The organism is Prevotella sp. P5-108 (assembly GCF_002251385.1).
Classification (GTDB): Bacteria; Bacteroidota; Bacteroidia; order Bacteroidales; family Bacteroidaceae; genus Prevotella.
The window spans coordinates 116,256-134,918 of record NZ_NPJJ01000057.1 but is presented as its reverse complement, the minus strand read 5'-3'; the positions used below and the strand labels follow the sequence as shown (position 1 = coordinate 134,918).

The 18,663-nt window shown below is 56.6% G+C and carries 15 protein-coding genes; 6 read left to right on the top strand and 9 right to left on the bottom strand.

Features of this window, described 5'->3' with window-relative positions:
- Nucleotides 1-14 precede the first annotated feature (14 nt).
- From CIK95_RS11175 to CIK95_RS13225, 3 genes are read right to left on the bottom strand one after another with little or no spacing between them, the layout of a single operon-like run.
- Nucleotides 15-1,508, bottom strand: coding sequence for a glycoside hydrolase family 125 protein (locus tag CIK95_RS11175; RefSeq protein ID WP_094467056.1), 1,494 nt, complete (start codon nucleotides 1,506-1,508; stop codon nucleotides 15-17).
- A gap of 12 nt (nucleotides 1,509-1,520) precedes the next feature.
- Nucleotides 1,521-3,686 (bottom strand): GH92 family glycosyl hydrolase, encoded by a 2,166-nt coding sequence (locus CIK95_RS11170; protein ID WP_094384844.1) that lies wholly within the window; start codon nucleotides 3,684-3,686, stop codon nucleotides 1,521-1,523.
- A gap of 48 nt (nucleotides 3,687-3,734) precedes the next feature.
- Nucleotides 3,735-3,893 carry a hypothetical protein gene (locus CIK95_RS13225; RefSeq protein WP_022311707.1) on the bottom strand — a complete coding sequence of 53 codons (159 nt, stop codon included), beginning with the start codon at nucleotides 3,891-3,893 and terminating at the stop codon, nucleotides 3,735-3,737.
- Between the two features lie 93 nt (nucleotides 3,894-3,986).
- Between CIK95_RS13225 and CIK95_RS11165 the strand changes: the two genes are divergently transcribed.
- From CIK95_RS11165 to CIK95_RS11145, 5 genes are all read left to right on the top strand, one after another.
- Nucleotides 3,987-4,802, top strand: coding sequence for a prolyl oligopeptidase family serine peptidase (locus CIK95_RS11165; RefSeq protein WP_022311706.1), 816 nt, complete (start codon nucleotides 3,987-3,989; stop codon nucleotides 4,800-4,802).
- Between the two features lie 9 nt (nucleotides 4,803-4,811).
- On the top strand, nucleotides 4,812-5,600 hold the full coding sequence (locus CIK95_RS11160; protein WP_022311705.1) for a Cof-type HAD-IIB family hydrolase: 789 nt from the start codon (nucleotides 4,812-4,814) through the stop codon (nucleotides 5,598-5,600).
- Nucleotides 5,601-5,730: 130 nt separating this feature from the next.
- Nucleotides 5,731-6,633 (top strand): YitT family protein, encoded by a 903-nt coding sequence (locus CIK95_RS11155; protein ID WP_022311704.1) that lies wholly within the window; start codon nucleotides 5,731-5,733, stop codon nucleotides 6,631-6,633.
- Nucleotides 6,634-6,646: 13 nt separating this feature from the next.
- Nucleotides 6,647-7,279, top strand: a complete 633-nt coding sequence (locus CIK95_RS11150) for a helix-turn-helix domain-containing protein (RefSeq protein WP_094384846.1) — start codon at nucleotides 6,647-6,649, stop codon at nucleotides 7,277-7,279.
- A gap of 149 nt (nucleotides 7,280-7,428) precedes the next feature.
- Nucleotides 7,429-9,594, top strand: a complete 2,166-nt coding sequence (locus tag CIK95_RS11145; protein WP_173849876.1) for a M3 family metallopeptidase — start codon at nucleotides 7,429-7,431, stop codon at nucleotides 9,592-9,594.
- A 249-nt stretch (nucleotides 9,595-9,843) separates the two neighbouring features.
- Here the strand turns inward: CIK95_RS11145 and CIK95_RS11140 are convergent, their stop codons facing one another.
- Both CIK95_RS11140 and CIK95_RS11135 read right to left on the bottom strand, forming a co-directional pair.
- A complete protein-coding gene (locus tag CIK95_RS11140) occupies nucleotides 9,844-10,854 on the bottom strand; it encodes a class II fructose-bisphosphate aldolase (protein WP_094384852.1) in 1,011 nt (336 codons plus the stop codon).
- Nucleotides 10,855-11,048: 194 nt separating this feature from the next.
- Complete coding sequence (locus CIK95_RS11135) at nucleotides 11,049-12,278, bottom strand: MFS transporter (RefSeq protein WP_094467016.1); 1,230 nt, start codon at nucleotides 12,276-12,278, stop codon at nucleotides 11,049-11,051.
- A gap of 399 nt (nucleotides 12,279-12,677) precedes the next feature.
- On the opposite strand from CIK95_RS11135, the gene CIK95_RS11130 reads away from it, so the two are divergent.
- On the top strand, nucleotides 12,678-13,460 hold the full coding sequence (locus tag CIK95_RS11130) for a ZIP family metal transporter (protein WP_094467055.1): 783 nt from the start codon (nucleotides 12,678-12,680) through the stop codon (nucleotides 13,458-13,460).
- Nucleotides 13,461-13,635: 175 nt separating this feature from the next.
- On the opposite strand, the gene cysK is transcribed toward CIK95_RS11130, so the two are convergent.
- From cysK to CIK95_RS11110, 4 genes are all read right to left on the bottom strand, one after another.
- Nucleotides 13,636-14,583, bottom strand: a complete 948-nt coding sequence (gene cysK, locus CIK95_RS11125; RefSeq protein WP_094467015.1) for a cysteine synthase A — start codon at nucleotides 14,581-14,583, stop codon at nucleotides 13,636-13,638.
- Nucleotides 14,584-14,673: 90 nt separating this feature from the next.
- Nucleotides 14,674-15,966 carry an O-acetylhomoserine aminocarboxypropyltransferase/cysteine synthase family protein gene (locus CIK95_RS11120; protein ID WP_022311697.1) on the bottom strand — a complete coding sequence of 431 codons (1,293 nt, stop codon included), beginning with the start codon at nucleotides 15,964-15,966 and terminating at the stop codon, nucleotides 14,674-14,676.
- A gap of 483 nt (nucleotides 15,967-16,449) precedes the next feature.
- Entirely contained in the window at nucleotides 16,450-17,232 is a 783-nt protein-coding gene (lpxA, locus tag CIK95_RS11115; protein WP_094467014.1) for an acyl-ACP--UDP-N-acetylglucosamine O-acyltransferase, read from the bottom strand.
- 31 nt (nucleotides 17,233-17,263) lie between these two features.
- On the bottom strand, nucleotides 17,264-18,658 hold the full coding sequence (locus tag CIK95_RS11110) for an efflux transporter outer membrane subunit (RefSeq protein WP_094388171.1): 1,395 nt from the start codon (nucleotides 18,656-18,658) through the stop codon (nucleotides 17,264-17,266).
- Nucleotides 18,659-18,663: the final 5 nt, after the last annotated feature.

Sequence of the window (18,663 nt, the reverse complement as noted above, 5' to 3'; positions counted from 1 at the left end):
GTTGTTATCAGGTTCTATTTCTTGCATGAGATAAGCAGGTCGGTCTTGCCGTCCTTGACGAGCTTCAGGATAAGCTCGCCGAAGAGAGTGTTCTGCCAGGCAAACCAGGGACGGGTGTAGTGCATCGAGTCCTTGATGTCGAACGACTCGTGGATGACTCCCGTGTTGGCGTCGGTGTCCATAAGCATCTGCACACACTCCTTGATCTCCTTGTCGTCACGGCTGGTCATGGCGCGCATGATGAGGCTCATAGGCCAAGCCATGTCGTAGCCCATGTGGGGACCACCGATGCCTTCGCCAGCCTTGCCGCGGAAGAAGTAGGGGTTGTCTTCGCTCCACACGAAGCGGCGGGTGTTCTGGTAGATGGGGTCATCTATGTCGACATCACCCAGATAGGGCATGGCGAGCAGACTGGGCACGTTGGCATCGTCCATGAGCAGGTGGTTGCCCATACCGTCGACCTCGTAGGCGTAGATCTTGCCATACTTGGGATGGTCGTAGATGGCATACTTCTGCAGCGCGGCCTTCACCTCGTTGGCCAAGTCTGTGCACTGGCTGGCCATCTGGCTGTTGCCGTTGACACGGGTCAGCACGTCGGCCATCTTGTTGAGGGTGGTCACTGCCATGAAGTTGGAGGGAATAAGGAAGAGGAAAGTGGTGGCATCGTCGGATGGACGGAAGACCGATGCGATGAGTCCGACAGGACGCACGGGGGCTCCAAGGCCCACGTTGCAGACGGTGTCGAGCTGTCGGTCGGTGACGCGCAGGAACCTATAGGAGCCAGGGCCATTCTTGCGCTGCTGCTCGTGGAAGGTGGCAAGGATATTCTTGACCACATCCTGCCAGAGTTGACCCTCGAAGATAGAGGCGTCGCCGGTGACGAGCCAGTACTCGTAAGCCAGGCGCAGCGGATAGCACAAGCTGTCTATCTCATACTTACGCTCGTGCAGTCCGGGCTTCATGCCGCTGTCGTCGCTCATCCAGCGGCTCTTCTCGGCGAAGTCGCGGTGGAACGCATTGGCGTAAGGGTCGTACTGGATGTTCTTGAACTGACGCAGGATGACTCCCTTAATCATCTGCTGGATATTCTTGTCCTTCTTGGCAAACTGGAGATAGGGCCATACCTGGGCTGCAGAGTCGCGGCCCCACATGGCGTGGATGTCGCCGGTATAGACAAAGGTGTCGGGGTTGCCGTCGGCGTCTTCCTCGTAGTGCACGGTGGTGTCGAGGGTGTTGGGGAAACAGTTCTCAAACATCCAGGCGAGATAGGGCGAGTCCTTCAGACGCTTCTTCATGTCCTTGATGCACTGCTCGATGACCTTGGAACGGAAGAGGCGTTCCTCGACAGCCGGGCGCTTGGATACGTAGGGTGTGGCGACGGCTATGGCGTCGATATACTCCTGTCCGAACTCTTTCTGGTTTACCGAAGCCTGGGCCTGGGCCGAGGTCGTGGCAGCAAAGGTGAGCAATCCTGCGATTGCCACCTTTGTGATATTGCTGATGTTCATAGACAGTGTCATTTAGGGACGATCCTTAACCTTGGTGCCGAACTTAGAGGGCTTGGCACCCATTACAAACTCGAGTACACCGCCCTTCATCAGGTCGGCATAGTCCATATACGACTTGGTATAAGGACGGCCGTTCCACTTGACGCTCTGGATGTACATATTCTTCTTGCTGTTGTTGCGGGCAACGATGTCGAGAGTCTTGCCTTCGCCGACATTGAGTGTGGCGCGGTCGAAGATGGGTGAGCCGAAGATGAACTTGCCGCCCTCGGGCTCTACCTGATAGAGACCTACGCTCGACAGGATGTACCAGGCCGACATCTGGCCTACGTCTTCATTGCCGCTGAGACCGTCGAACTCGTTCTTGTACATCTCGTCGAGTGTCTGGCGGATGAGGCGTGCACCCTTCCAGGGCTGGCCTACGTAGTTATACATATATATTATATGGTGGCTGGGCTCGTTGCCATGAGCATACTGTCCGATGAGGCCCGAGATGTCGGGAGAGGCTTCGGCACCAGCGTCGCCGCTGACGATAAAGAGGCTGTCGAGTTTGGAGACAAAACGCTTCTCGCTCTTGAAGCAGCTCACGAGACCGTGGACGTCGTGGGGAACGAGCCAAGCGTACTGCCAGGCATTGCCCTCAGTGTAGTCATCCTGACGGTGAACAGAGTGGAAGGGGTTGAAGGGCTCGCGGAACTTGCCCTTGCTGTCCAGACCACGCATAAAGCCGGTGGCGGGGTCGAAGAGACGGCGGTAAACCTGGCTGCGGTTGTAGAAGTACTGGTAGTCTTCCTCGTGACCGAGCATCTTGGCCACCTTGGCCACGCCGGCGTCGGCGAGGGCATACTCCAGAGCCTTTGCCACAGTCTCATAAGTGGGGTCGAGGTCGCAGGGGATGTAGCCATACTTCTTGAGCAGGTCCATGCCACGGTCGTCCTTCATGGCCGAAGCCTTCATGGCCTCGTAGGCTGCCTCTTTGTCAGCCACCAGACCCTTGAGCACGTAGTCGGCGAGGATGGCCACGCCGGGGTTGCCCACCATACAGTCGGTCTCGTTGCCCATAAGATGCCAGATAGGCAGTTTGCCCTGCTGCTTGTAGATATGGATAAAGGTCTGTGCCATATCAGCAGCCTTGTCGGCATGGATGAGTGACATCAGAGGCATGTTGGCACGGTAGGTGTCCCAAAGAGAGAATGTGGTATAGTTGGTGAACTTGCCACGGTGTATCTTGTAATCGGCACCACGGTATTCGCCATTGACGTCGGAGAATACAGAGGGAGCGGTCATCGAGTGATACATGGCGGTGTAGAAGATGGCGCGGTCGTTGGCGTTGCTGGTCTCAATCTTGATTTTGCCCAGCTCGGTGTTCCAAGCCTCGTCGGCAGCCTTGGCTACAGCGTCAAAGTCCCAACCGGGCACCTCGGCCTGCATGTTGAGCATGGCGTTGCCCTCGTTGACGGCAGAGAGACCCACCTTGACCAGCACGGGACGGGTGGCGTCGGCGAGCTCGAGCACGGCGATGGTGTCATTGCTCTGCACCATCTTGACGGGAGTGGAGAACTCGGCTGCGAAATACACCTGCTGGTTCTTGGCCCATCCTGTAGACTTGCGATAGCCTGTTATCAGTGTTGGGCTCACCTGGCGCATGCCGCATACTTTCATCGTATCCCATCCGATGCCCTGCAGCAGGTCGAGCTTCATCAGCGCCTTCTTGGCATTGGCGAATGTGTAGCGATGCATACCCACGCGCTGTGTAGCGGTGAGCTCTACCTTGACATTGGGGTTGTTGAGCTTCAGGCCATAATAGCCGGGGCGGACGGTCTCGTCGCTGTGGGCGAAGATTACAGAGTCCTGCGCAGCGGTAGATACGGGCAGCAGAGCGATGTCGCCCAGGTCACCGATGCCGGTTCCGCTGAGGTGGGTGTGACCGAAACCGATGAGTACATTGTCGCTATAATGATAGCCCGAGCACCAGTCCCATCCACGGGTCTTCTCGGTAGGACCGAGCTGGATGTAGCCGAAGGGAACATTGGCACCGAGGAACACGTGGCCATGGCCGCCGGTTCCCACATAGGGATTCACATACTGCGTAAGATTTTCAGCGTGGACAGCCGTGGTGGCACCACACATTACGCTCAAAGCCAGGAAGGCCTTGACAGATAATTTTCTTAATATTTCCATTGTTAAAGCTAATAGTTTTGTACAAAGGTAGCAATAAATTGGCAGAATTTAGGCCTTAGGGATAAAAAAAACACTTGCAGAGGCATATCCGGCGCTATTTTTTATAAAAATAGCCTTCGCAGCGGCAAGCACCGTGATGATGGCGGCGTCGGCAGCGTTTGTGTAAGCCTCGTCGGGGTGCGGGTTGACCTTTGTCAACATCATCATCGATTATGGCGCGATTTATAAAGATTAACGCTATTGTCACATATTATTGCTGGTTTATCATTAACTTTGCAATAACGTATAAAGACATAGCTGATGAAACTGAAGACGATATTCCTGGCCTTGCTGTGGCTCACGACGCTTGCCGCCCATGCAGCCACCGACGGTCAGGGCAAGATGGAGGCCATGCGCGGCAAGGTTCCGGGAAGCTACAACTTCTGGATATTCACTCCCGAGGAGTACGAAGCAGAGGGACGTGGCGTGCCGCTGGTCATATTCCTCCACGGCGCCAGCCTGTGTGGCAACAATTTGGAAAAGGTGCGCCGCTACGGGGTGCTCCACGCCATACAGAAGGGTAAGATTGTGCCTGCTGTGGTGCTGGCGCCGCAGAACGGAGGTGGAGCGTGGAACCCCAAGAAAATCAACGACCTGCTGGAGTGGACCGTGGCACACTATGCCATCGACACCACCCGCGTCTATGTCCTGGGCATGAGCCTGGGAGGCTACGGCACGATGGATTTTGTGGCAGCCTATCCCGACAAGGTGGCAGCTGCCATGGCGCTCTGCGGAGGCTGTTCGGTGAAGGAGCCCGCGGGGCTGGGCCAGGTGCCCTTGTGGATTATGCATGGTACCGCCGACCGCGCCGTGCCTATAGCCCAGTCCAAGCGAGTGGTCGACTATCTGCAGCAGAGCGGCAACGACCAGCTGCTGCGCTACGACTGGATAAAAGGGGGCAACCACGGCACACCCGCACGCCTATTCTATCTGCAGAAGACCTACGACTGGCTCTTCTCTCACTCCCTCCACGACTCGCCGCGTACGGTCGACCGCACCTTCGACATCGATATGGACGATATCCGCCAGACCTACGACGAACTGAGATGGTTCAGAGGAATGTATGACAACGATTAGACGACGATAATGAATATCAAAGCACTCTTTTTCGACATCGACGGCACGTTGGTGAGCTTCACCTCCCACACCGTGCCCGCCTCTACCGTAGAGGCGCTCGAGGAAGCCCACCGGCGTGGCGTGGGCATCTATATATCCACGGGCCGACCCATGGCCTTTATCACCAACCTCAAGCCCATCGCTCACCTCATCGACGGATATATCACCACCAATGGTGCCTACTGCGTGGTGGGCGATACGGTGGTGAGCCGTCACCCTATGGACCCCGACGACGTGGCTACCGTGCTCGCCGACGCCATCGACAACCACTATCCGGTGGTGGTAGACGGTGAGCGGACCATCGTGGTCTACAACAACTCCGACCTCGTAGACCGTATCTATGTCAAGGGGCTTGGCGTAGATGTGCTCGACTACAGCCTGACACTCAAGGACCTGGGCACAGAGGGCATCCTGGAGTTGTCGCCCTTTATGACCCGCGCCCAGGAAGCTGCACTCAGCCCACGTCTGCGCCATGTCACCTCGGGCCGTTGGCACCCTGAGTTTACCGACTTTACCCGCCAGGGTGTCGACAAGGCACTTGGCTTGCGCGAGATGGCCGGTTTCCTGCACCTTGACATCAGCCAGACCATGGCCTTCGGCGACGGTGGCAACGACATCGCCATCCTCAGTGCTGCTGGCATTGGCGTGGCTATGGGCAACAGTGCCGACGATGTCAAGGCGGCTGCCGACTTCGTCACCACCGATGTCGACAACCATGGCATAGCCCACGCTTTGCGCCACTATAAGATTATAGACTGAAAGGTAGGGACAAAAACTATCTCCTTTTAATCAAGAATTAGAGAAAAAAGGATAACAATCAAACATATTATCGTGGAAAACTGCGTAACTTTGCACACACTTTATAACCATAATAAATACATCGACGACAATGACCTTGACTATTGAAAGAAAGAAGGCAATACGCAAAGAGATACGTGACTATGTGATGATAAGCATAGCCATGATTTCCTATGGATTGGGCTGGACCATCTTCCTGCTGCCCAACAAGATACCTACGGGCGGTGTGCCGGGTGTATCATCGGTACTCTACTGGGGCATGGACATCCCCGTCCAGATGTCCTACTTTGCCATCAACGCCACGCTGCTTCTCATTGCGCTCCGCATATTGGGCTGGCGCTTCTGCGTGAAGACCATCTACGCGGTGTCGTTGCTCACGGCGCTTTCCGCCGTCTTCCAGGAGCATCTGGAGAGCATCCATCTGTTGGAGGGCGACCCCTTCATGACCTCCATCATCGGCGGTGTGTTCATGGGTAGCGGTATCGGCTTGGGACTGGCTTTCAACGGCTCTACCGGAGGCACGGATATCGTGGCAGCCATCATCAGCAAGTATCGCAACATATCTTTGGGCCGCGTGTTCCTCGTGGTCGACCTTACCATCATCACCTCGAGCTATTTTGTGCTGCACGACTGGGAGAAAATCATCTACGGATATGTGACACTCATCGTCTCGTCGCTCTGCATAGACTATGTGGTCAACTCCATGCGCCGTTCGGTGCAGTTCTTCATCATCTCCGACAAGTATGAAGAGATTGGTGCCCGCATCATCAATGACCCCCACCGCGGCGTGACCGTGGTCAACGGCCATGGCTTCTACTCGGGCCGCGACGTCCACATGCTCTTCGTGCTGGCCAAGAAGAGCGAGTCTCACAAGATATTCATGCTCATCAACGAGATAGACCCCAAAGCCTTTGTGTCACAGAGTGCTGTAATCGGAGTCTATGGCGAGGGCTTCGACAAGTTCAAGGTGCGCACCAAGCGTTATCAGGAATAATTCTTCATCCACCATGCGCGACGACAGTCAATACATACACGACCTCACGGCTCAGGGCGAGCACCGGCAGCAGGACTTCAAGTACGAAATCACCGACGCCGGCAAACTGGCGCGCTCGGTGTCGGCATTTGCCAATACCGTGGGCGGCCGCCTGCTTATCGGCGTGCGCGACGACGGTACCATAGCCGGAGTCAAGACCGAAGAGGAAATCTATATGATGACCCGTGCGGCCTACGGATGCTGTGAGCCCGAGGCAGACATCAACTTCAAGACCTATCATGTCGATGGGCGCAATGTGGTGGTTGCCACCATTCCCCCCGCCACTGCCAAGCCGGTGTGCGCCTTCGACGACGAGGGCCACAAGACCGCCTATATGCGCATCAAGGATGAGAATGTGGTGGCGTCGCCCGTAATTATAGAGATGTGGAAGCAAGAGCAGCGCGAAGAGAACGTGATGCCCTACACCGATACCGAGTCGGGGCTGATGGAGATGATGCGTCTCAATCCTCACCAGCCTCTCCAGGTCATCTCCAAGATAGCCCACATCAAGCGTTTCCTGGTCATCAAGATACTGGCACGCCTCATCCGCTACGACATCGTGGGCTGGGAGTGGGACGGCGAGGACTTCCTCTTCTATCTGAAATAGGCTGCACACGTGGCAGGGCACTCTGCGCATGTGCGGGTGCCCCAGTTGGCAACAAATTGCCACGCAAGACAAAAATGTTAATGGTTTTTGTCTTTTATACCAATTGTATTGAGTAAATTTGTAGGCACAAGACTCAAACAATCATCAATATGGAAATCAACAAGGCTTTTATTACCATTGGACTGGCAACAGCTTTGCTGCAAATGCCTGTCGCCGCAGATGCCCAGCACGCCGGTAGTGCATGCTGTGACCACGGCAACAAGACCTGTCGACAGAACCCGCTGCTCCAGAAGAGCACTCTGCCCTTTGGAGCGCCCGACTTCGCACGCATCAAGGAGACCGACTACCTGCCTGCCATCGAGGCGGCGGTCAAGCAACAGCGTGAGAACATCCAGAAGATAGTGGACAACAAGGCCAAACCTACCTTCGCCAACACCATCCTCGCCTACGAGAACAGCGGTGTGCTGCTCGAGAATGTCAGCAATGTCTTCTTCGGACTCTGCAGTGCCCACAAGACGCCGGTCATCGCCGACACCGAGAAGAAGGTGACACCCTTGCTCACCGACTTGGACAACGAGATATCTTTCAACCAGAAGCTCTTCGAGCGCATCAAGTATGTATACGACCACGAGTACAAGAACCTTACCGGCGAAGACCAGCGACTCACCGAGGTGATATATAAGGGCTTTGTGCGTTCGGGCGCCATGCTCTCTGCCGACAAGATGCAGCGCATGAAGCAGATTAACTCGCGTATCTCCTACCTCCAGCAGCAGTGGGGCAACCTCCTGCCCGAGGCGACCAACAACGCTGTGGTATGGGTCGACAGCAAGGAGAAGCTCGACGGTCTGAGCGATGCCGACATCGCCCAGTGCAAGAAGGATGCCGAGAGCCGTGGTGCCAAGGCTCCCTACTGCATCGTAATCATCAACACCACACAGCAGCCCATCCTCGCCAGTCTGCGCAACCGCGACCTGCGACGCCAGGTCTATGAGGCCAGCATCCACCGCGCCGACGGCACGCGTCCCGAGTTCAACACCTTCTCCATCGTGGCCGAAATGGCTCGTCTGCGTGCCGAGAAGGGCAGCCTGATGGGTTATGCCAACTATGCCGACTACTCGCTCGAGAAGACTATGGCCAAAAACTCGCAGAATGTCAATAACTTCCTCGCCCAGCTCATCAAGAAGTATTCGCCCAAGGCCGACGCCGAGACTCGCGCCATCGAAGCCTATGCCCAGAAGACCGAGGGTGCCGACTTCAAGCTCCAACCCTACGACCGTTTCTACTACTCTGCGCTCATGAAGAAGGAGGTGCTCAATATCAGCGATGACGAGGTGAAACCTTACTTCAACCTTGACAGCGTTGTAGAGAAGGGTGTCTTCTATGCAGCCCAGCGCGTCTACGGTCTCCAGTTCAAGCTCCGCCCCGACATCCCCACTTATCATCCCGATATGAAGGTCTTCGAGGTAAGCAATGCCGATGGCAGTCCTCTGGCTTTGTTCTATTGCGACTACTACCGTCGTCCCACCAAGCGCGGTGGCGCATGGATGAGCGCTTTTGCCAAGCAGAGCAGAGAGCGTCATCAGTTACCTATTATATATAATGTATGCAACTACGCCAAGGCGCCCGAGGGCCAGCCTTCACTCCTCACCTGGGACGAGGCCACCACGCTCTTCCATGAGTTTGGTCACGCCCTGCATGGCATGTTGTCCGACTGCCGCTACAACACGCTCTCCGGTACAGCCGTAGCCCGCGACTTCGTCGAGATGCCTTCTCAGTTCAACGAGTCGTTTGCCTCCATCCCCGAGATATTCGACCACTACGTGCGCCACTCCGTCACCGGAGCTCCCATGCCTGCCGACCTGAAGAAGCGCATGCTCGAGAGCATCAATTTCCAGACCGCCTACGCTCTGGGCGAGAACCTTGCCGCCACCAGCGTCGATATGGCTTGGCATCTGATGAAGGCCGACGAGGTGCCCACCGCCGACAAGGCTCCTCTCTTTGAGAGCCAGGCGCTCAAGAAGGTGGGCCTGCTCAACGCGCAGATACCTCCACGCTATTCCACCTCTTACTTCAACCACGTATGGGGCGGTGGCTATGCTGCCGGTTACTACAGCTATCTGTGGACCGAGGTGCTGGCAGTCAACATTGCCGACTATTTTGCCAAGCATGGCGCCCTTGACCCCGCAGTGGGCAAGGCGTTCCGCGAGAAAATCCTCAGCCGTGGCAACACCAAGGACCAGATGGAGATGTTCACCGACTTCACAGGCATGACCTCTCCCGACGCTTCCGGACTGCTCAAGGCCCGTGGCCTGTAGCCCTTCCATTGCCGCCGGTCTTCGTCTGTGGGCGAAGGCTGGCGGTACACAATACGACAGATGACAAGAGTCCCGGCGAAGACGACCATTGCGTCTTCACCGGGGCTCTTCTTTGATGCGCCTGTTGCTGTCTTTGCGCCATCCATCCATCTCTCCAGTGCGCATCTATACAGAGAGGCGGAGCCCATAGGTCATGGACTCCGCCTCATCATTTGGGTTATCATTGTTGCCGTCTATGCGGCGCGATGATTAGTCGAGGTTTGCGAGCTTGTTGTCAGAACCGAGCACGTCAGTAATCTTGTGCTTGTACATCTGCTCCATGAGGTCGCGAGCGGGACCGCAGTACTTACGTGGGTCGAACTCTCCTGGTTTGTCGTGGAATACCTTGCGAACGGCAGCGGTGAAGGCCAGACGAGAGTCAGAGTCGATGTTAATCTTGCAAACGGCGCTCTCAGAAGCCTTGCGGAGCTGCTCCTCGGGGATACCAACTGCGTCAGGCAGCTTGCCACCGTACTCGTTAATCATGTCTACATACTCCTGAGGAACAGAAGAAGAGCCGTGGAGAACGATTGGGAAGCCTGGCAGCTTAACCATAATCTCATCCAGGACGTCGAATGCCAATGGAGGAGGAACGAGCTTGCCGGTCTTGGGGTCGCGGGTGCACTGCTCGGGAGTGAACTTGTAAGCACCGTGAGAAGTACCGATAGAGATAGCCAGTGAGTCTACGCCAGTGCGTGTGGTGAAGTCGATAACTTCCTCAGGCTTTGTATAGTGGCATACGTCTGAAGAAACCTCGTCCTCAACACCTGCCAATACGCCGAGCTCACCCTCAACGGTTACGTCATACTGGTGAGCGTACTCTACTACCTTCTTGGTAAGAGCGATATTCTCCTCGTAAGGCAGAGCAGAACCGTCAATCATTACAGAAGAGAAGCCCAGGTCAACGCAGCTCTTGCAGAGCTCGAAGCTGTCTCCGTGGTCGAGGTGGAGAACAATCTCAGGATGCTTGCAGCCCAATTCCTTGGCATACTCTACAGCACCTTCTGCCATGTAACGGAGCAGAGTCTCGTTAGCATAGTTACGGGCACCCTTAGAAACCTGAAGGATAACCGGTGACTTCAGCTCAGAAGAAGCTTTGATGATAGCCTGCAGCTGCTCCAGGTTGTTGAAGTTGAATGCAGGGATAGCATAACCGCCATTGATGGCTCTCTTAAACATCTCGCGGGTGTTAACGAGGCCTAATTCTTTGTAGTTTACCATAATTGTTATTTGTTATAAAAAATGTAGTCATTTACGGACTATGCCCGTATCGTGATGATACAGGCCCTATTCCGACTGCAAAAGTACAACGAAAAATCGTCAATCCAAAGGTTGACAATGATTTTTTTTGGCTCGTTGTGGTTGTTTTTCACATTATTTTCCTATTGGCTGCGGTTAGGCGCAGAAATGCAAAATCAACTTTGCAAAACCGAGCCGTCACCACCGTGGCTTCTGCCGTGGCGGAGGCGCAGCGCATAGGCGGTCACCACGGCAAAGCCGATGAGGGGTATCACAAAGGGAACCACCAGGTTGACGTGGTCGGCTATCAACCCCATCAGCAGAAAGCCACAGCCGCCGATGGGAGTCATCATCAGCAGCGATGAGGCGCTCTTGGTGTAGGCGCCGAGTCCGCGTAGCGACAGGGCGAAGATGGTGGGAAACATGATGGCTTCGAAGAGATAGATGGCCACCAGCGCCACCATCGATACCATGCCTATATCGACAAGCACCAGCGCCGTACACGCCACGGCGCCACAGCCGCAAGTCAGCAGCATGGTCTCTGCCGCCACGCTGCGCATAATCCAGCTGCCCACAAAGCGTCCCACCATGAAGAAGGCCAAGGCACAGGTGATGACCATCGATGCCGTCGAGTCGTCCATCCATCCCTGCCCGGTCACAAAGTTGATGAAGTAGCTGTTGATGGATATCTCGGCAATCTCATAACACAGCAGTGCAGCCAGTCCGAAGACGAAGAGGCGTCGGTGCAGCAGCAGTTCGGCGATATGGCTGCGGCTCAGCCGGGCACTAGCGTCGTCGGCATGGGCTATCTCGGGCAGATTGGCGCGGGTGAAGATTAGTGCCACCACCAGCACGGTGGCTCCCATCACCGCATAGGGCAGCACCACGCTCTCAATGTTGCCCGAGCCGAAGAACCACTGGCCCACGGCAAAGGTGGCGAAGAGGCAGCCCAGTCCGTTGACCGACTGTGAGAGGTTCAGACGGCTGGTCGATGTCTCGGCGGGGCCTAACTCGGTCACGTAGGGATTGGCGGCAGTCTCCAGAAACACCAGTCCGCAGCCTATCACGAAGAGTGCCAGCAGGAAAGCCCTGAATGTGCCTGCCTCGACGCCGGGGATCATCAGCAGCGACCCTGCCCCGAAGAGCAGCAGACCCAGTACTACGCCGCGCCGGTAGCCATAGCGGTTGATAAACAGGCCCGCGGGGATGGCCATCAGGAAGTAGCCCAGATAGGTGGTCACCTGGATGAGCGACGACTGGGTGATGCTGATGTCCATCTGGTTCTGCAGATGCTTGTTGAGTACATCGAGTATGGCGCGCGCAACCCCCCACAGGAAGAACAGTAGGGTTACCAGTACCAGCGGTACCAGATAGCGGCGGTGGGTGAGCGGTGACAGTCTTTTCATCTTTTATTGGTTCCAATAAAGTGGGGCGCACGTCGGTAGAGTGCGCCCCTGTGAGTGATAACTAAAATCAAAGGGCAGATTAATGCCTATTCATCATCTGCTTCTTATTGGTGGCGGATGTGGCGTGCATCACGTGCTTCGTGGCAATGCCACCCGCCGATGGGGCAAAAGTAATGAAAATCGGCGAATTGCCCAACACTATTCCCGATTATTTGTTCACAAAGTTTCCGTTGGCAGTTGTCCTCTATCAGTAGTCCCTGGGGGCAATCGCAGACAGACCTCTGTCTTTTGTCCTTGCCGCCATGGCGAAAAAAAATCACATCAGGGTATTGCCAGACTCGCGATTTCACCGTATCTTTGCAGCAGGAACAAATAATAATAAGGTAGAATATGACAGCTATGACACTTACAATAATCGTGGGGCTTCTGCTTCCGCTGCTGGGTACGATGCTCGGCTCCGCATTTGTTTTTATGATGAAGCGCGATATGTCTGTGCGACTACAGAAGTCGTTGTTGGGCTTTGCTTCGGGCGTGATGGTGGCAGCATCGGTATGGTCATTGCTCATCCCGGCTATGGAGATGGTGGCTGGGCGTGGAGCGTGGTCGGTGGTTCCTGCTGCGGTGGGTTTCCTTCTGGGCATTGGCTTTCTGCTGGCTATCGACGAGTTTACTCCCCACCTCCATATAGGCACCGACAAGCCCGAGGGCGTCAGGTCTCACCTGTCCAAGACTGCCATGCTTGCCTTTGCGGTGACTATCCATAATCTGCCCGAAGGCATGGCGGTGGGTGTAGTCTTTGCCGGTGCCGAGAATGGTGCGTCATACATCTCTTTGGCCAGTGCCGTCACGGTAGCGTTGGGCATAGCCATCCAGAACATCCCCGAGGGCGCCATCATCTCCATGCCCATTAGGGCGGCGGGCAACAGCAGGTGGAAATCGTTTGTGTTGGGGACGCTCAGCGGAGTCGTCGAACCCATCGGAGCCATAGCCGTCATGGTGCTGGCCTCGCTGCTGCTGCCCGCTCTTCCCTATATGCTCGCCTTTGCAGCAGGAGCCATGTTCTACGTGGTGGTCGAAGAACTGATACCCGAAGCCTCCAGCGGTGCGCACAGCAATCTCAGCACGATAGGTTTTGCCATGGGCTTCGTGTTGATGATGGTTCTCGATGTCGTGATGGGATAGCCGTCAGCAGGGCTGCCATTGCCCAGACCCATCGGCAGTCATGCCGTGGGCGATGCCTTGATACTGATTGGAATATACGAAACAAGCCGCAGCGGTACAGACCTGCTGCGGCTTTGTCTTTTTGATGCCAGGCTGCGGCTTGCGCCGTGTTGCCGTGGCTGTAGAGGGTGGGGGGTTAGAGCGGATATTCGTCGAAGGCGTAGAGCACGGTCGAGAGATAACGCTCGCCGGTATCGGGCAGCAGCGTCACGATGCGCTTGCCGCGGTTTTCGGGGCGTTGGGCCAGTAGGGTGGCGGCATATACGGCGGCTCCCGACGAGATGCCCGTGAGCAGTCCTTCGTTGGCAGCCAGTTCGCGACCGGTGCGGATGGCGTCGTCGTTGTCGATGTCAAGCACCTCGTCTATCACCGTCGCGTCGTAGGTCTTGGGCACAAATCCGGCACCGATGCCCTGTATCTTGTGCGGACCGCTGGGCTTGCCGTTGAGCACTGCCGACGAGGCGGGTTCTACGGCGACTACCTTGACATTGGGGTTGTACTCCTTCAGACGGCGGCCGATACCCGAGATGGTGCCTCCGGTGCCCACGCCAGCCACAAAGATGTCTATCTTGCCCTCTGTCTGCTCCCATATTTCCTTGCCGGTGGTGAGGTAGTGGGTCTGTGGGTTGGCGGGGTTCTCAAACTGCTGCAGTATCACGCTGCCCGGTATCTCGCGCTTCAGCTCCTCGGCGCGCCTGATGGCTCCCGTCATGCCGTCTTTGCCACTGGTCAGTTCTACTCGTGCCCCATAGGCTTTGACGAGGTTGCGACGCTCCACGCTCATGGTCTCTGGCATGGTGAGGATGAGGTGATAGCCTCTCACGGCCGACACCAGAGCCAGGCCCACACCCGTGTTGCCACTGGTGGGCTCGATGATGGTGGCACCGGGTTTGAGGATGCCATGCTGCTCGGCGTCGGTAATCATGGCGAGGGCGATGCGGTCTTTGACGCTGCCGCCGGGATTGAAATACTCTACCTTGGCAATGATGGGGGTGTCAAGGTGCTTGGTGGCCGAATACTTGTTAAGTTCCAAGAGGGGGGTGTTGCCGATGAGGTCGGTCAACTGTTTTGCAATTTTTGCCATAGTGTTCTTCTTTGTGGTTGGGTCGGCAGCCTCTCCCCACTATAGCGGAAAGAGACGAGGGGAGAGGCCGGCTGACAGTTATTGTGATTATTACTTGACGTAGGTAAGTGCCTCGTCGAGGGCATCGATGAGGTCGTCTACATGCTCGATGCCGATACTCAGGCGTATGGTCGAGGGATAGATGTGCTGCTCTTCGAGCTCCTGGGGAGTCATCTGCGAGTGGGTGGTGGTGGCGGGGTGGATGACCAGACTCTTCACGTCGGCCACATTGGCAAGGAGCGAGAAGATACGCAGGTGGTCGATAAACTCCCAAGCCTCTTTCTCACCGCCCTTGAGCTCGATGGTGAAGATAGAACCGCCGCCGTTGGGGAAATACTGGTTGTAGAGCTCGTGGTCTGGATGTGAGGCGAGCGAGGGGTGGTTTACCTTGGCCACCTTGGGATGGTGGGCGAGATGCTCGACGATGCGCAGCGTGTTGTAGACATGGCGCTCCACGCGCAGCGAGAGGGTCTCGAGGCCCTGGAGCAGTATCCAGGCGTTGAAGGGGCTGATGGCGGCTCCCGTATCGCGCAGCACCACGGCGCGGATGCGGGTGACGAAGGCGGCAGCGCCAGCCACGTCGGCGAAAACGGCACCATGGTAAGAGGGGTCGGGCTGGGCGAGCGTGGGATACTTGTCGGCATTGGCCTTCCAGTCGAAGCGGCCGCCGTCGACGATGACACCGCCGAGCGAACTGCCGTGGCCGCCGATGAACTTGGTGGCAGAGTGTACCACGATGTCGGCGCCGTGCTCGAGCGGACGGAAGAGATAGGGGGTGCCAAAGGTGTTGTCGACCACCACGATGGTGTTGTGGCGGTGGGCTATCTCGCTGATGCGGTCTATGTTGGTGACGCTGGCGTTGGGGTTGCCGAAGGTCTCTACGATGATGGCCTTGGTGTTGGGACGGAAGGCTGCCTCGACCTCGTCAAAGTTGGCGGGGTCTACGATGGTCGATGTCACGCCCTGAGTGCTCAGCGTGTGTTCTATCAGGTTGAATGTGCCGCCGTAGAGATTGTTGGCGGCTATGATGTGGTCACCGTTGACGGCCACATTCTGCAGGGCGTAGGTCACTGCAGCCGCTCCCGAAGCCACTGCCAGTGCTGCCACTCCGCCTTCGAGTGCTGCCATGCGCTTCTCAAATGCCTCCTGGGTGGGGTTGGTCAGTCGGCCGTAGATGTTGCCGGCATCGCGCAGGGCAAAGCGGTCGGCGGCGTGCTGGGAGTTGCGGAACACGTAAGAGGTGGTCTGGTAGATAGGCACGGCGCGGGCGTCGGTGGTGGGGTCGGCCTGCTCCTGGCCTACGTGCAGTTGAAGGGTCTCGAAACGGTACTTCTTGTTGCTCATAATACTTTCCTTTCTAATCGTTTTTGGCTCGTCTGTGGACCTAAATGAGAGGGCAGACAGAGCGCGGTAATACATTTATTGATATTGTCGATGCAAAGTTACGGCGATTTTCACTTTCTCGCAATAGCATACATGGGTTATTTGGACTACCACGATTGTGGTATATTGCATCAGGGGCGGCAATCAGAGGGCTGGAGACGGCGTCAGCGGTCGATGGAGATGGCGTCAGTGGTCGATGGAGATGGCTTCTCCGAGGGGTTGGAGCCATCGTCGGTGGCTCGTGACTTATGATACGTGAGTCCGTGCCTTTTGAAACGTGGGCGCGTATCATAAGGCACGAGCCCACGTGACTTCCGTCACGAGCCGCCAACCGTGGTCTGCGCTCCCAGCAGAGGCGGTGTCTGCCTCGGCGGGGACAATATAAGAGGGAGCCCGCTTCTATCAGCGAACTCCCTCGGTGTGATAACACTAATTAGGTATGGATTATATCTTGGTAATGATACCTGCTTTGCTTTGGCTCAGAAACTCCACCACCTTGCGCACCTCGGCGCCGTCGGGCACCTGGTCCTTAATCTGGTTGATGGCGTCAAAGAGCGAGGTCTGGCCGTGGAATACCAGTCGGTAGGCATTGGCCACGTGCTTGCGCACCTTCTCGTCGATGCCGGCAGCCTCCATGATGACGTTGTTGGGACCGCCGTAAGCCACCGGTTTGCCACCGGCGAGGATGTAGGGAGGCACGTCTTTGGAGAAACTGGTGCCGGCCTGTATCATGGCCATGTCGCCCACGCGGGTCTTGGCGTTCTCGATGACCGAGGTAGAGAAGATTACGCTGTTGCCTATCTCGCAGTCGCCGGCAATCTTGGTGCCGTAGCCGAATACGCACTTGTTGCCCACCACGGTGTCGTGGGAGATGTGGGCGCCCTCCATGAGGAAGTTGCCGTTGCCCAGCATGGTCTTTCCGCCGGCATGGGTGCCGCGGTTGATGACCACATTCTCGCGTATGGTATTGTTGTCGCCTATCACCACATGGCTCTCTTCACCGGTGAAGTTGAAATCCTGGGGAAGGGCGGCAATGACGGCTCCTTGGAACACCTTGTTGCCGCTGCCCATACGGGTACCGTTGAGGATGCTCACGAAGGGATAGATGACGCAGTTGTCGCCAATCTCTACATCGTCTTCGATATAGACGAAGGGATATATGCGGCAGTTGTCGCCTATCTTGGCTTTGGGCGACACGTCTGCCTTGGGACTTATTATACTTGCCATATTAGTTGTAATCTTGATTAATGGGTTAATATTACTTGGCTCCACCGCCGAGGGCGTAGTAGAGGTTGACCACTGCCTGCATCTTGTTGAAGTCGTCGGCCACCTTGGACAGCTGCACATTGAGCAGTGACGACTGGGCGGTGATGATGTCCAGATAGTTGCTGCCGGCGTCGCCCACGAGCTCGCGGGTCTGCTCGACGTTCTTTTGGAGCACCTCTATCTGCTTGGCCTCAATCTGGCTCTTCTCCTCCGATGAGTTGTAGAGCACCAGGGCGTTGCTCACCTCGCTGCCGGCCTTGAGCACGGCGTTCTGCCAGGTGTTGTAGGCCTGCTCATACTGAGCCTTGGCCACGCGGAGTCCGGCGATGAGGCGTCCGTTCTGGAAGATGGGCTGCACGAGCGAGCCTACGGCAGAGAGCAGCCACTTGCCGGGGTTGACGATGCCTGCGCCGGCAGAGTTGGTGAAGGCGCCTGTGCCCGAGATGGTGATGGAGGGATAGAAACGGCTGCGGGCGGTCTCTACGCCATAGAAGCACTGGGCCAGGGCCATCTCGGCGGCATGGACGTCGGCGCGGTTGTTGAGCAGCTGCACGCCCACTCCGGTAGAGAAGCTGGTGGGCAGGCTCTGGGCCTCTATCTTGCCACGGGCTATGGTCTGCGCCTGTTCGCCCAGGAGCAGGCTAAGCGTATTCTCGGTCTCGCGGATTTGGCGTTTCAGGTCGGCCTTCTTGGTCAGCACCGAGTAGTAGTTGGACTCGGCGGCCTGGACCGATACCGAACGGTAGCCGCGGCGGCTGTCGATGAGCACCTTCATGGTCTCCCAAGTGTCCTTGGTGAGGGTCTCCATGTCGCTTACGAGCTCGAGCTGCTTGTCGAGCATCAGCAGGGTGTAGTAGAGGTTGGCGATGTTGGCTATGAGGTTGGTCTTGACCGTGACCTGATAGTCCTTCATCTGCAAGAGCGACATCTGGGCGCCACGCTTCACGGAGAGCAGGTTGCCGAAGAGGTCGAGCGACCAGCTGGCGGTCACGGGCAGGCTGTAGGTCTGGGTGGCCTTGTTGCCGTCCCACGAGGCGATGGTGCCTTGGGGCGTAAAGGTGAGGGCGGGCACAAAGGCGAGCTTGGCCACCTTGAGCTGGTCTTCAGCCATCTTCACGTTGAGGGCGGCGTTGAGCAGGTCGGGGTTGTTGGCCAATCCCTTCTCGATGAGGCTCTGCAGCTGGGGGTCGGTAAACACCGAGCGCCAGGGGATGTTGGCAAACGAGGTGGTGTCGGTGACGGCCAGCGTGTCGGTAAGCGACGCAGAGTCGCGCACCAGGCCGGCAGTCTTCACATCAGGACGCTCGTATTTGCCGTAGAGGCTCTTGCAGCTGCTCATGCTGAGCACTGCAAGACCTACGAGCAATATATTCAAATTCTTTTTCATTGTCT

Excerpts from the sequence above, each read along its gene's own strand:
- CIK95_RS11110 (WP_094388171.1), bottom strand. The coding sequence starts at position 18,658 with ATGAAAAAGAATTTGAATATATTGCTCGTAGGTCTTGCAGTGCTCAGC.
- cysK (WP_094467015.1), bottom strand. The coding sequence starts at position 14,583 with ATGGCAAAAATTGCAAAACAGTTGACCGACCTCATCGGCAACACCCCC.
- CIK95_RS11120 (WP_022311697.1), bottom strand. The coding sequence starts at position 15,966 with ATGAGCAACAAGAAGTACCGTTTCGAGACCCTTCAACTGCACGTAGGC.
- CIK95_RS11150 (WP_094384846.1), top strand. The coding sequence starts at position 6,647 with ATGCGCGACGACAGTCAATACATACACGACCTCACGGCTCAGGGCGAG.
- CIK95_RS11155 (WP_022311704.1), top strand. The coding sequence starts at position 5,731 with ATGACCTTGACTATTGAAAGAAAGAAGGCAATACGCAAAGAGATACGT.
- CIK95_RS11130 (WP_094467055.1), top strand. The coding sequence starts at position 12,678 with ATGACACTTACAATAATCGTGGGGCTTCTGCTTCCGCTGCTGGGTACG.
- CIK95_RS11135 (WP_094467016.1), bottom strand. The coding sequence starts at position 12,278 with ATGAAAAGACTGTCACCGCTCACCCACCGCCGCTATCTGGTACCGCTG.
- CIK95_RS11165 (WP_022311706.1), top strand. The coding sequence starts at position 3,987 with ATGAAACTGAAGACGATATTCCTGGCCTTGCTGTGGCTCACGACGCTT.
- CIK95_RS11170 (WP_094384844.1), bottom strand. The coding sequence starts at position 3,686 with ATGGAAATATTAAGAAAATTATCTGTCAAGGCCTTCCTGGCTTTGAGC.
- CIK95_RS11140 (WP_094384852.1), bottom strand. The coding sequence starts at position 10,854 with ATGGTAAACTACAAAGAATTAGGCCTCGTTAACACCCGCGAGATGTTT.
- CIK95_RS11145 (WP_173849876.1), top strand. The coding sequence starts at position 7,429 with ATGGAAATCAACAAGGCTTTTATTACCATTGGACTGGCAACAGCTTTG.
- CIK95_RS11160 (WP_022311705.1), top strand. The coding sequence starts at position 4,812 with ATGAATATCAAAGCACTCTTTTTCGACATCGACGGCACGTTGGTGAGC.
- CIK95_RS11175 (WP_094467056.1), bottom strand. The coding sequence starts at position 1,508 with ATGAACATCAGCAATATCACAAAGGTGGCAATCGCAGGATTGCTCACC.
- CIK95_RS13225 (WP_022311707.1), bottom strand. The coding sequence starts at position 3,893 with ATGATGATGTTGACAAAGGTCAACCCGCACCCCGACGAGGCTTACACA.
- lpxA (WP_094467014.1), bottom strand. The coding sequence starts at position 17,232 with ATGGCAAGTATAATAAGTCCCAAGGCAGACGTGTCGCCCAAAGCCAAG.